General features: G+C 41.7%; 11 protein-coding genes. 7 read left to right on the top strand and 4 right to left on the bottom strand.

The features are described from left to right. The coding region (locus WBM98_RS02935; protein ID WP_424364528.1) for an FISUMP domain-containing protein at nucleotides 1-1,101 on the top strand (1,101 nt) is incomplete at its 5' end. Nucleotides 1,102-1,123: 22 nt separating this feature from the next. Here the strand turns inward: WBM98_RS02935 and WBM98_RS02930 are convergent. Further along, the gene (locus tag WBM98_RS02930) at nucleotides 1,124-2,326 is read right to left on the bottom strand and encodes a winged helix-turn-helix domain-containing protein (protein WP_424364527.1); all 1,203 of its coding nucleotides are present in this window, start codon (nucleotides 2,324-2,326) and stop codon (nucleotides 1,124-1,126) included. Between the two features lie 291 nt (nucleotides 2,327-2,617). On the opposite strand from WBM98_RS02930, the gene WBM98_RS02925 reads away from it, so the two are divergent. Next, nucleotides 2,618-2,866, top strand: a complete 249-nt coding sequence (locus tag WBM98_RS02925) for a hypothetical protein (protein WP_424364526.1) — start codon at nucleotides 2,618-2,620, stop codon at nucleotides 2,864-2,866. Nucleotides 2,867-3,058: 192 nt separating this feature from the next. Here the strand turns inward: WBM98_RS02925 and WBM98_RS02920 are convergent, their stop codons facing one another. Together WBM98_RS02920 and WBM98_RS02915 are read right to left on the bottom strand one after the other, a co-directional pair. Then, nucleotides 3,059-3,571: a YybH family protein gene (locus WBM98_RS02920; protein WP_424364525.1), complete on the bottom strand. Its 513-nt coding sequence runs from the start codon at nucleotides 3,569-3,571 to the stop codon at nucleotides 3,059-3,061. 205 nt (nucleotides 3,572-3,776) lie between these two features. Continuing rightward, nucleotides 3,777-5,741: a helix-turn-helix domain-containing protein gene (locus WBM98_RS02915; protein WP_424364524.1), complete on the bottom strand. Its 1,965-nt coding sequence runs from the start codon at nucleotides 5,739-5,741 to the stop codon at nucleotides 3,777-3,779. Nucleotides 5,742-6,137: 396 nt separating this feature from the next. Here WBM98_RS02915 and WBM98_RS02910 point away from each other — a divergent pair, with 396 nt between their 5' ends. Next, complete coding sequence (locus WBM98_RS02910; protein ID WP_424364530.1) at nucleotides 6,138-6,980, top strand: 1,4-dihydroxy-2-naphthoyl-CoA synthase; 843 nt, start codon at nucleotides 6,138-6,140, stop codon at nucleotides 6,978-6,980. Between the two features lie 281 nt (nucleotides 6,981-7,261). Here the strand turns inward: WBM98_RS02910 and WBM98_RS02905 are convergent, their stop codons facing one another. Further along, nucleotides 7,262-8,590: a serine hydrolase domain-containing protein gene (locus WBM98_RS02905; protein ID WP_424364523.1), complete on the bottom strand. Its 1,329-nt coding sequence runs from the start codon at nucleotides 8,588-8,590 to the stop codon at nucleotides 7,262-7,264. Nucleotides 8,591-8,811: 221 nt separating this feature from the next. Between WBM98_RS02905 and WBM98_RS02900 the strand changes: the two genes are divergently transcribed. The 4 genes from WBM98_RS02900 to WBM98_RS02885 are packed head-to-tail and all read left to right on the top strand — an operon-like array spanning nucleotide 8,812 to nucleotide 12,932. Further along, nucleotides 8,812-10,350: an FG-GAP repeat domain-containing protein gene (locus WBM98_RS02900; RefSeq protein ID WP_424364522.1), complete on the top strand. Its 1,539-nt coding sequence runs from the start codon at nucleotides 8,812-8,814 to the stop codon at nucleotides 10,348-10,350. A gap of 4 nt (nucleotides 10,351-10,354) precedes the next feature. Continuing rightward, on the top strand, nucleotides 10,355-10,801 hold the full coding sequence (locus tag WBM98_RS02895; RefSeq protein WP_424364521.1) for a 3D domain-containing protein: 447 nt from the start codon (nucleotides 10,355-10,357) through the stop codon (nucleotides 10,799-10,801). Then, nucleotides 10,798-11,466, top strand: coding sequence for a peptidoglycan recognition protein family protein (locus tag WBM98_RS02890; protein ID WP_424364520.1), 669 nt, complete (start codon nucleotides 10,798-10,800; stop codon nucleotides 11,464-11,466). Before WBM98_RS02895 ends, WBM98_RS02890 begins: the two co-directional genes overlap by 4 nt. Then, complete coding sequence (locus WBM98_RS02885) at nucleotides 11,463-12,932, top strand: M14 family metallopeptidase (RefSeq protein ID WP_424364519.1); 1,470 nt, start codon at nucleotides 11,463-11,465, stop codon at nucleotides 12,930-12,932. The genes WBM98_RS02890 and WBM98_RS02885 overlap by 4 nt, the downstream gene beginning before the upstream one ends. Nucleotides 12,933-12,938 lie beyond the last annotated feature (6 nt).

Raw genomic sequence — 12,938 nt, 5'->3', positions numbered from 1 at the left:
ATCACTGAAACTACGGCGAGTGGAGGGGGGCGCATCTATAATGCCGGGAAATCAACGGTAACTTCCCGAGGTATATGCTGGGCTACCGACCCCATGCCAACCCTTGCGGACAAGAAGACGATTAACGGCACTGGAGATGGTGGTTTCATCAGTGAGTTGACCAATTTAACCCCCAACACCACATACCATGTACGGGCTTATGCCAACAACGCAGAGGGCATTTCCTATGGTGACAATGTCACCTTTACTACCAAAAGCGCAGCGCTTCCCATCCTGCAAACCACCCCGATTTCAAATGTAACATCGACCTCTGCCAAAAGCGGGGGTACAATTGTATTTGAAGGCAAAGGGAGTGTAACAGCAAGAGGAGTGTGTTGGAGTGTCAATGATCTTCCGACCCTTACGGACCATAAAACCATGGATGGAATGGGTCAGGGAGTATTCACAAGCACGATTACCGGTATGGACCCTGATTCTACGTACTATGTAAGGGCCTATGCAACGAATAGCGAAGGTACCGCATATGGTAATTCGGTTTTTTTAAAGCCTTATAAGAATACGGTTACCGATGTGGAAGGCAATGTTTATGCCACGGTAACCATCGGAACACAGGTATGGACGGCCGAAAACCTGAAAACCACAACGTATCAAAATGGGGATCCCATTGAAAACATTCCCGACAATGGATTATGGAATACAACCCAAACAGGCGCCTATTGCGACTATGACAACAATGCGGGACATACCACCGATTACGGACGACTTTATAATTGGTATGCTGCCAGTGATCCAAGAAATATTGCCCCGAAAGGATGGCATGTCGCCACCTATGACGATTATCTGGTTTTGATCGACGAGCTGGGAGGTCCTTTTACAGCTGCTGAAAAAATGAATACAGGGGTATTTAAAGCGCTACCAGGTGGAAAAAGGAATAGGGATGGGGTTTTCTTCGATCAAGGGTTATTGCCCTATTTTTGGACAGCTACCGAATATCATGAAGGTAGCGCTTGGGCCCGGTTTATTCTGTTGGATCCCGGGGAGTTGAACATTATCAATCTTAGCAAGAATTATGGATTTTCAGTACGTTGTGTACGCGATTGAACTTGCTGAAAAAGGAATAAGGCTATGAACTTTCGAAATACCTGGATAGTTCCATTTTGATGCTATCGGGATTGGATTTATGTACATTGATTCGCGTACAGGCATTGAATTTCATGAACGCATCGAGCTCCTTAACAAATGCGGCTAAAAAGTTATCCATCCTTACGGTATTTTGTTCCATGAACATTTGATGTACATGTAAGACGGACGTCTTTCGGTCAGCCTTGCAGTCCATTCGGGCCACAAATTTGCCATTCCATAAAATCGGCAGCACAAAATAACCATATTTTCGTTTGGCCTCGGGAACATAACATTCGAGCACATAATCAAACCCGAATAGGTCCGAAATACGTTTACGCTGAATGATGAGATTATCAAAGGGGGATACGATTTTGCATTTGCTTCGCATCAATGGTCTGTTTAATAGTTCCAAAGATGTTGTTAGCGCATAATAGACCTCATTCCCCACCATAAGCGGTTGTACTTTTCCTTGCACGCACAGGTCATTCAGTGCACTGTCAATATGGGTCTTCATGTTTTTGAGCAAATAGCCCATTTCATTGGCTTTGGCTATTCCGTGGGCCCTAAGGAACGAAGTGATCAAAAATTGTGCATATTCATCGGGCGTGGGCATTGAAGTATTAATGGCATTCGGCAGTACACGTTCGGTGAGATCATACACTTTATGGAAGTTCTGTCGGGAACGGATCATGAGTTTGCCTTGCATATACAGGTTTTCCAAGGCCTTTTTTGCAGGTTTTGTCTGCCAGTCGCCAAGTTTCTTCCCCTTATTTTCAAAATCCTTAGCCATCAAGGGTCCCTGGGCTGCAATACGGTCAAGCACCCTTTGCATCAGTTTTTTATCCTTTGCATACCAATGCCTCTGTTCACCACTGGCAATCGCCATTTTGCGGGGCAGACTAAAACGATACTCCTTCATGGGAAGGTAGGCGGCCGCATGGGACCAATATTCAAAAATGGATTTATTGGCCATTAATTCCCCAAGATGTTCGTTTTTGTACCTAGGATTTCGGTTCCACAACGTATGGTGGTGCGCACGCGCAATTGTCGAAATTGTGTCAATTTGAATATACCCAAGATGTTCAATGGTAGCTAAAGTAGCGGCCAAAGCATTCCCTTTTTGATGGGTAGGGGGTATGCGTTGTGAAAGCAACACTAACTTACAGACCTGTTTTAAGGATATCGATGGTATGCTGTTACTCATGTAGTCTCCATTCTCATTTTGATGACCTGAAACATACAAAAGTATGCTACTAATCGACAAAAAAACATCAATTTTAGTATTTCTATTGCTTTTAGGTCCATGAAATCCTGCTTTTACACCGATGAAATACTCCTTTTTTCGGTAAGCTGTTTTTGGGGGACTTCCCGTTTATCGAGGGAATTTTACACTTTATCCCAAAATTGGTCGAATAACGATAAATAGGGGCGTTCAGCGTTTTTCAACCCTGTGAAATGCACTTGTTGCGGTTATAATTATATAACAAAACAAGTCATGAAAGCAATAGCAACCATCATCTTTATCATCTTCTTCGGAATCGCTGCCCAAGCACAAAACAATACCCAGGAAGTTAAGGTTGCAACTATTGAAATGAGCATCGTTACTACAACGGCTTCAGAAACCAAGAATGAAGTTAAGACTGAAACCACTACTGAGGTTGCCCGTTTATACAAATTCAAAAACTCCAGAGTTAAGAAAGCTCTTTCTTTTACCACGAAAAGAAACAAAGCTAAAATGGCGTAAGCAATTCAAAGAAGGTTTTTATTCTAAGCGAATAGAAAATTAATTAAGGTAGTTTCGTTATAGGTTGGTATATGAAAAGTAACGGATATAGGTATGCTTATTTTGCGTATTGTTTAAATGTATGAGAAAGCGCAAGTCATACTGATTTGCGCTTAATTAACTATTTTTTATATATCTTGTTGTAGCACGTTTTTAAATTTCCTCTTTTTTCAAAGGGGAATGATGCTCATGAACCATTTTCCATCCATCAGATGTTTTTACGAATAATAATGTGATTTGGTCGTTTACAACCATAAGATCTTCACCAAATTTGAGGTGAAAATCGGAGTGAAAGGTTAAATTGGCTACGTCACCATAAACGGCAATCTGTAAGTCATTGGCATCGAACTTAACCACTTCGGTTACAGAGCCAAAAACATTACGTTCGTGAGCTTCATTTGCCTCACCACCATTACGGGGTTCCCCATTTTTGAATTCAGTAAATTTTGGACCATAGGCGTGGAAGGAAATTAGTTTATCCAAATCACCATCTTTAATGCTTTGGGCAATAGCACCAAAGGTTTCCATAACTTCTTGCTTTGCTTCGGGAAATTCTTCAGTGATCAAGTCAATTTTTATTTCCTCCACTTTTGAAGTTTGTCCCTTACAACCTGTAAATGCAAGTAATAAAATACCAATAAACATAAATGTCGATCTTGTTTTCATAATTCTTGATTTTAGTGTTAAATTTTGATTGCAGTACAAGATTATCTTGCCCCTCAAAATTGAATGTTATAAAGATGCAAAGAAGTACCAAACACCACCTAACAGGCATGTTGCGGTATTATTAAATTTTTTTCCAGAGGTTGAAATTATGGTGCAGAACCTTCAAACGATGTTGAAAACGTCATTTTGGGGAAACTAATTTTTGTTAAGTCTTTATAGGTATTCCGATACTTGAAAAGCCAACTTTCCTGTACAGATCTACGTATCGTGGATCGTTCCTTAACGGGGCTAAAAGAGGTTCTTCCCGTAACCAGGTCAACTCGACTTCATGTCTTTCATAAGACTTGTTCAACCACTCAAAAGCGCGTTCATAATCATTCAAGGTGCAATAGTAGAGCGCTATGAACCAAGCAGGACTGCCCGATGAGCCTTCATTGTACTTAGTGAACAACTCTTCCAAATGTTTATTTACCTCATTCTGACTGCCATCCATCTGGGCATAAACCAAGTTCAGCCACATCAAAATCGGGGGATAATCGGAGAATTTGGATAGTATTTTATTAAGCTGCTTTTTTGACTTTTCATATTCACCAAGATAGAAATATATCTTTGCGGATTCTCGCAAATACCACAAGTTGTCGTCATATAAACTATTGGTGCTTTCCAACAATTCCAATGCCTCGTCCGTTCTATCAAGAAATAGGAATGTCTCTGCCTTGAAACAGAAAAGAACGCCGAAAGAAGGGTCGATCAAGAGAAGTTCATCCATAGCCTTCGCCGCCAGCAGGTATCTTCCTGTTTTTATGGCATAATCGGCAACTAAAGATGGCGTATCGTCAAAATAAGAATCTTTCAATATCTTTTGGTAATAGGGTTCTACCACTTCAAAATTCCAGTCATAGTAGAAATAGCCTGAATACAATTCTTCTTCCACCTCTTTATTACCGGGGTCAATTTCAAGCGCTTTTTCCAATAGCCTTTTGGTATTCTCCCATGCAGTCCGTTCATCAAAAATCCCCCAAACCAATCCACCAAAACTCCAAACCCTTGCCTGACTAATATAGGCTTCCACAAAACTGGAATCTATTTCAATCGATTTTTCATAAAGTTCGATAGCATTGTCATAGGTTGATTCATTCGCTTTATTTCGCTGAAACTCGGCTTGAAGAAAATAGGAATATGCCTGTTTACTTTTTGTAGGTATTTTTTGAATAGCCACCATTTCGTTTTCGGAAATGGTGGCCCTCATATTTTTGGCTATGGCTTCGACCACCTCGAACTGTATCTTGAAAATTTCATCACTTTTCCATTCTTTAGTGTATTCTTCGGACCATAGATGCACATTAGAACTGCCATGGATCATTTGTAGATTGATTTTAATCTGACTGCCGGAAATTTGAAGATTTCCCTGTAAAAGGTTAGCCACCTTCAATTCCTTCGCGATTTCTGATATGGTTTTTTCGGTATCCTTGTATTGTAGGACCGAGGCAAACGGAACTACCTTATCAATAGCTTCGATTTTCGTGAGTCTTGAGATAACGGCATCGGTCATACCATCGGAGATATATTCCAAATCAGGGTTTCCTGTCCAGTTTTTCAAGGGTAGTACGGCTATCGATTTTCCATGGATGTTGATTTCGTTTTTTTGCGATTCTTGGTTCTCCTTTGCATATGGACTAAAAAAATAAAAGACTACCAATACGAATATCGGTAGTAAAACTAACGCCCAAAGCAATCTTTTTTTGGTATTGCTTTGTACGATTGTGGTATCTCGACCATGGATAAGAATTTTAATTTCATTGCTGTTTTTTGATTTGACTTCTCCAGGGGTAATCCCATAAAATTTATGGAAACAGGTGTTGAAGTACGTTGGACTACTGAATCCTACCCGATATGCGGTCTCAGAGGCGGTAATCCCTTCGTTCCTAAGAATCTCCATAGCCCTCTTTAATCGGTATTCGCGGATAAATTGGCTTGTTGAAACACCCAAAAGTCTGTGCAATTTCCGGTGAAGACTAGACCTGCTCATTCCGACCGCCTGTGCCAAACTATCGACCCCGAATTGGTCATTGTTAAGATTAGACTCGATTTCATAGGTCAGTTTATCGACCAGAGTGCTACCGATTGGTTTTCCTTTAAAATCTTTATTTGAATTAAGATCCGTACTCATTTACATATCGAATTTCTTTAGTGGAGGGCATTACAAGTTAAACAAATTAAGAACTAATTGAGGTTTAACTAGATGGCATTTTATGAGTTTTATTAAACGATATAAGGAATTATCTTAGGCATAGTCTCAAATCAACTAAATGTGGTACAACATAATAGGATAAGGATTGGTTTTATCATGTATACCCACGGATAATCAAGTTAGCTGAAAATCTTAAATGTTTCAAGTGTAAAGCTATGACATGTTCACAAAAGTTTTAAATAAATAAAACAGTTTGCTCTTTTCAGATGATTTTGTTTTAAAAACCTTGATCATTCGTGAAATGTAAAGGCAAAAAACACCATTTACTTTTCCCAAATTGTAGTATTTTGCACTATAAAATTAAAGACCAAGATGATGCAAAAAGCCAAATGGGAAACTGCCCTCCAATTTGAGGATATCACGTATAAAAAGAGCAATGGGGTCGCCCGCATCGCCTTTAACCGGCCCAATGTGCGCAATGCCTTTCGGCCCAAGACCACCAGCGAACTTTATAAGGCATTTTATGATGCCCAAGAAGACACTTCGATTGGCGTGGTGTTGTTATCCGCCGAGGGTCCTTCGACCAAGGATGGGGTATACTCTTTTTGTAGCGGTGGCGATCAAAAGGCCCGAGGTCATAAAGGATATGTGGGGGAAGATGGCATGCACCGTTTGAACATTCTCGAAGTGCAACGGTTAATCCGTTTTATGCCCAAAGTGGTCATAGCTGTGGTACCTGGTTGGGCGGTAGGTGGTGGACATAGTCTGCATGTGGTTTGCGATCTGACCTTGGCCAGTAAGGAGCACGCCCTTTTTAAACAGACCGATGCCGATGTCACTAGTTTTGATGGAGGTTATGGCTCCGCATATCTCGCAAAGATGGTGGGTCAGAAGAAAGCCCGGGAAATCTTCTTTTTAGGGCGTAGTTATACGGCCCAGGCCGCCTATGAAATGGGGATGGTCAATGCCGTGATTCCCCATGAGGAATTGGAGGATACCGCCTATGAATGGGCGCAAGAAATATTGGAAAAATCACCTACGTCTATCAAAATGTTGAAATTCGCCATGAACCTTACCGATGACGGTATGGTCGGTCAACAGGTCTTCGCCGGCGAAGCTACCCGTTTGGCGTATATGACCGAAGAGGCCAAAGAAGGGCGAAATGCCTTCTTAGAGAAACGCAAACCTAATTTCGGGAAGAACAATTGGATTCCATAGGGATTTGTTTGCAAGGATATGACTTTGCCCTACCTAACGTTTTCAAAAATACACCCAACTAAAAAGGGTCTCACCGTTTTACCGACAAGACCCTTTTACGAGAACACTATATGAAAATGAAAAAATTTATTTACTTGATTACTACGATGTAAATATAGAAGGCCTATCCGGTATCATCGAATTATTGTTGTGAGCCTAGGCAGAAATGTGGTGAACGCCTTAAAAAAGTATATTTCAGGGTTGCGTAGGCATCTTTTTGATCTTTGACAAGAACTAACCCCCTAGTTCAGTGCTTTGATGATCTCGCTTAAAAAGTGGTTTACATCAAATTCTGGAGACTCAGCCAGTCCAGTACGCACCACCACTAAATCTTTTGAAGGAATAATGAATACGTATTGCCCTTGGTACCCATTGGCAGAATACAGGTCTTTGGGGACATCGGGAAATTTACCTTCCGCATTGAGCCAAAAATGGGCCCCATAGGTACCGTCTGAATGTAAGGTAGGTTTGGTAATATAATCGACCCAACGTGCATCAAAGAGTTGGTCGCCGTTCCAACGGCCCTTATTTAAATAGAGCAATCCGAATTTGGCCCAATCCCGTGTGCTGGCCCAACCATAGGAAGAGCCTACATAATTCCCTTCCATATCGGCCTCAATAAGCATGGAATACATGCCTATCTTATCGATTAAGGCAGTGTAAGGAAAGTCAAGATATTCTTGATGTGTGTCAAAATAACCCCTTAAAATGCCTGAGAGTAGGTTCGAAGTTCCTGAGGAATAGTTCCAAATTTCGGTGGGAGGGGCAAGAGCTTCCTTTTCCTCCTGGGCAAGGGTCATGTCGGCGTCTAGAAACAACATTCGGGTAACATCCGAAATACTGGAATAATCCTCATCCCAGGCCAGACCACTCTGCATGCGCAGTAAGTGGTTCAGGGTAATGTCCTTACGTTCATCATCTTGCCAGGAGGCGATGGGCGTGGGTTGGTTCAAATCGATTTTCCCTTCAAATTCTAAAATACCATATAAGGTGGCCAAAATACTTTTGGTCATTGACCAACCCAAAATAGGGGTTTCCTTGGTAAATCCGTCTATATACTTTTCTGAAACGATATGATTCTTATAGGCGACCAGCACGGTTCTTGTTTTTTGTATCCCGGCATTGGCAAAAGCCCCATCAACCGCTTTTTGTAGTTGTTGGTAGTCTACATTTGCAAAGAGCGTGTCTTTTGGTTCGTTATTCCCATAGGGGAAAGGTAGCCCAGTTTCCTTATGCGTTCGTTTGGGCGTAAAGTCATATCTATTGGGATCATAATCATCATTGATCAGTACACATCCCATTCCATCCCTACAAATGGCATCACGTTCCATGAGACCGTACACCGCAGCAGCAGCACCGTCCTCGATAACTTCAACATCGGCCAATTTGATCAAGGGTACATTAAGGTCGTTGGCTTTTACTGCTTCTAAATCTCGATGGGCAATAAACTGGTTCGAGGCCATACTTTTGGCGGCAAAACCCGAAATGATGTTCAATTTGGGGTAATTTATGTAGGCAAGTACCGCCAAAATAACAAGTAGTATTAAAAGAATGCGTTTTACTGATTTCATTCCTATGGTGCATTAATGTACAAATGTAATATTAAGATTTGTTTTTAGCCTTTTCCTAGATCAAAGCCCTACTACTTAAAACATATTTTATAACTTGCTCTACGATTATAAAACGATCAGGTTCGGCACTGGGTCACCAAGACATACGATATGGGTACTTTGGGCATTTTTTACCGGTGCCTACAAGAAAGTTACAGGCTCCTTGTACGGACATGATATTTATGAGAAACCAAGCCATACCGATGCGCATATCAAAAACGTTTCTACTCATTTACTCAATGGCCATGTTAGGGGTCTCCTGCAAGGATAGGAAAGAGCAAAAGGCCGTTGCATTGTTCAATTCCTACTGTGCCACATGCCATATAAAACCATCGATCCAATCGCTGCCCAAAGATTTATGGAAAAACAGGGTATTACCTGAAATGGGGGCGAGATTGGGCCTACGGGACACAGCCTTTAATCCATATGAAGGCCGTTCCTATAGGGACCAGGAAGCCATGATGCGATCAGGAATATATACCTTGCCGCCCATAATCAAGCATGAGGACTGGGAGTTATTGAAGGATTATATCATTGGGCAGGCCCCTGATTCCGTAAAGATGCCCCCTGTAAAAATCGCCCATGATCAATTAGACGGCTTTTTGCCCCAAACCATTACCTTTGATTCCTTATCAGGGTTGATGTTTACGTATCTTCATATAGATAGCATTACCCAAAAGATTGAATTGGGGGATATGTCAGGCCGGCTATTGACCTATGATTATCCGCAACGGAAATTGGGTTTTTTAAATAGTTTTCCCCGGCCAATCACAGGGCTCAATAGGTCCCAAAGTGCAGCTTATGTCACCTCGGTAGGCAAGTTGAATCCATCGGAAATCGCATCAGGGAGCATATTCATGGAGAAAGCGGGTACAATTACCGAATTACCCCTTGTTTTGCATAGGCCCGTGCATACGGTCGTTGATGATCTTAATGGAGATGGACGCGATGAGCTGTTGGTCAGCGAGTTTGGATATCTGACAGGTAAACTTTCCTTATTGAAACACAACGACAGCACCTATTTTGAAAGGCAAGTGCTCTCGGGGTTGCCTGGTGTGATCCGCTCGGTCATCAAGGATATGAACGGAGACGGCAAAAAGGATATCGTCGCCTTGTTTTCCCAAGGGGATGAAAATGTTACCATTTACTATCAATTGGAAGATCTGAAGTTCCGTATGGACAAGGTCATCCGCTTTAGTCCAATATATGGTAGCAGCTGGTTTGAATTGATCGACTATGATCTTGACGGGGATGATGATATCATCACTGTAAACGGCGATAATGCCGATCAAACGTATATTCCCAAACCCTATCATGGCTTACGGTTACACATCAATGATGGAAACAATCAATTCGAGGAAAAATATTTTTATCCCATGAATGGAGCCACAAGGGTGGTAGCCCGCGATTTTGATGAGGATGGGGATATTGATTTTGGGTTGTTGTCCACGTTTCCTGATTATGAAAATCCAGCGGAGCCTTCATTTATTTATCTGGAGAACAAAAATGCCTCAGCATTTACTTTTGAGAATTCAACGTTAAAGGAATCGAATTATGGCCGATGGTTGCTTATGGATGCGGGCGATGTAGATGGCGATGGGGACGAAGACATAATCCTGAGTTCCTTTCTATATTCCTTTACCCCGGTTCCGATAGAAAAAATCGACTTGTGGCGGGAAAAGGGTATTGATATCATGATATTGGAGAATAAATTAAAATAAGTTCATGACCGGCAAAAGCTTTATTGTGTTTCTTTTGATGGTTTCCCTCACGGGATGTAAGGAAAAAAAAGAGGATTCCTATGTCTGGTTGCCGATGGAAGTCACGGCAACTGCCTATAATTCGGTAAAATCACAAACCAATGAACAACCCACGATTACAGCATGGGGAGATACGTTGACACTCGATTCAAACTCATTGGCCGTTTCCAGGGATTTAATCGCGAAGGGGTTAACATACGGTACGATGGTCCGTATCGAAAAGTTTCCTGATACCTTTTTGATCAACGACAAGATGCATCCAAGATGGCGTAACCGAATCGATATCCATATGGGAAAAGATAGGAAAAGGGCAATGGAATGGGGAAGAAAAAAAATAAAGATCTACTATGCTGTTTTAAGGGATAGCTTGGACGCTTCTTCTATGGGCGCATCAGAAATCAACGAAAAATGAAGCAGTTATCGGCAATTTTAATTTTTGTTTTATTGGCATCCTGTTCATCTTCACGAAAGATTGTGGACAAACCTATTGTATTCAGTGAAGAACGCTCCGCCCTTACCTTAGACTACTTGAGGGACAGGTATGGATTGGCTCAGGAAGTTCCTACGATAGCACCTAAGATGGTGGTATTGCATTGGACCGCCATACCTACCTTGGAAGGATCCTTTGAGGCGTTTCTGGACCCAAAATTACCGAACTGGCGTCCAGATATCAATAGCGTCAGTGGCCTGAATGTCTCTGCCCATTTTTTGGTCGATAGGGATGGTACTATCTATAGACTGTTACCGGAAACAACCATGGGAAGACATGTCATTGGCCTGAACCATTGTGCGATAGGAGTGGAGAATGTTGGAGGCACAAAAGATACACCGCTGACCAAAGCGCAATTAAGATCGAATATCTGGTTGGTGCATTATCTAGCAAAAAAGTATGATATCGAATATGTCATCGGACACCATGAATATACCTTATTTGAAGGCCATAGTTTATGGCTGGAGAAAGATGACGGATACCGAACCAAAAAATCAGACCCAGGGGATGAATATATGTCCATGGTCCGCAAAGCAACGAAAAGTCTCCATATGAAGCCATTGCCCAAAATAAAACCAATACTATGAAATCAAGATTAATAGTCCTATTCCTGTTCCTTTTCTTATGTAACTTCGGACATGCCCAAGATCAGGAACTGACCACTAAACTATATGAAACATATACCCACTTCAAAGAGCAACAACTCAATAAGCGACGTATTAAGTATCATGATCTGCAGCCGCTGCTTGCACAGTATGCAGCAAATCATCTTTTCACGATTAAAAAAGTGGGGGAATCGATTGAAGGACGTGACCTTAACCTAATCAGTATAGGCACCGGAGACACCCATGTTTTTCTATGGTCGCAAATGCATGGGGATGAGCCTACAGCAACCCAGGCCATTTTCGATATATTCAAGTTTTTTTCGAGTGACGATTTCAATGCGGAGAAACAAGATATCCTAAACAACATTACCCTACATTTTTTACCGATGTTGAATCCTGATGGGGCAGAACGCTTTCAACGCAGAAACTTGTTGGGGATCGATATCAATCGGGATGCATTGCGGTTACAATCCCCTGAGAGCAAGACCTTAAAACGGGTCAGGGATAGCATACAGGCCGATTTTGGATTTAACCTGCATGACCAAAGTACCTATTACAATGCAGAGCTTACGGAGAAGCCGGCCACGATTTCCTACCTGGCACCAGCCTATAATTATGAAAAGGACATTAATGAGTCTCGTGGAAATGCCATGAAGATCATTGTTTTCATGAATAACATCATCCAGAAATACGCACCTGGACAAGTAGGGCGCTATAATGACGATTTTGAACCAAGGGCTTTTGGGGACAACATACAAAAATGGGGCACAAGTACCATCTTGATAGAATCAGGTGGCTATGCCAATGATATTGAAAAACAGGAAATCAGAAAACTAAACTACGTCTCTATCCTTGCTGCCATCTATACGATTGCCAATGGCAATTATAAGGATATACCTCTTGAGGACTATGAGGAAATCCCTGAAAATGACAGGAAACTCTTCGATTTAAAAATCTCCGATGTCACCTATAACCTATTGGGTACCGATTATATTCTCGATTTGGGGATCAACCGCTTGGAAGTCGATAAGAAAGGGAACTCCGATTTCTGGTACAGCAGCCGCATACTGGACCAAGGTGATTTGTCTACTTTTTACGGGTATGAAACCTTAGATGCGGCAGGGTTTACGTTAAAACAAGGTAACGTATATCCTAACACCCTGGCAACCATGGCCGAGATAAAGCAGCTCGATGTCATGAGCCTATTAAAACAAGGGTATACCTATCTCCGAGTGGCCAAGATTCCTTTGGAAGCATTGGAGTCCCCAATTCCACTCAATATAGTGGGAGGTACCTATAAACTATCCGAATTTCAATTGCAAGTAGGCATGAATCCTACTTTTTTATTGGAGAAGAACGGAAAGCCGGTCTATGCGGTAATCAATGGTTTTCTATTGGACCTCGGTACAGGCATAGGGAACTTTAAGAATGCGATGATTTATCGATAAATGGGG

It is taken from the genome of Maribacter sp. (assembly GCF_049667165.1).
Classification (GTDB): domain Bacteria; phylum Bacteroidota; class Bacteroidia; order Flavobacteriales; family Flavobacteriaceae; genus Maribacter_A.
Note: the sequence above shows the minus strand (reverse complement) of the source record. Positions and strands in the feature narration are given on the sequence as shown.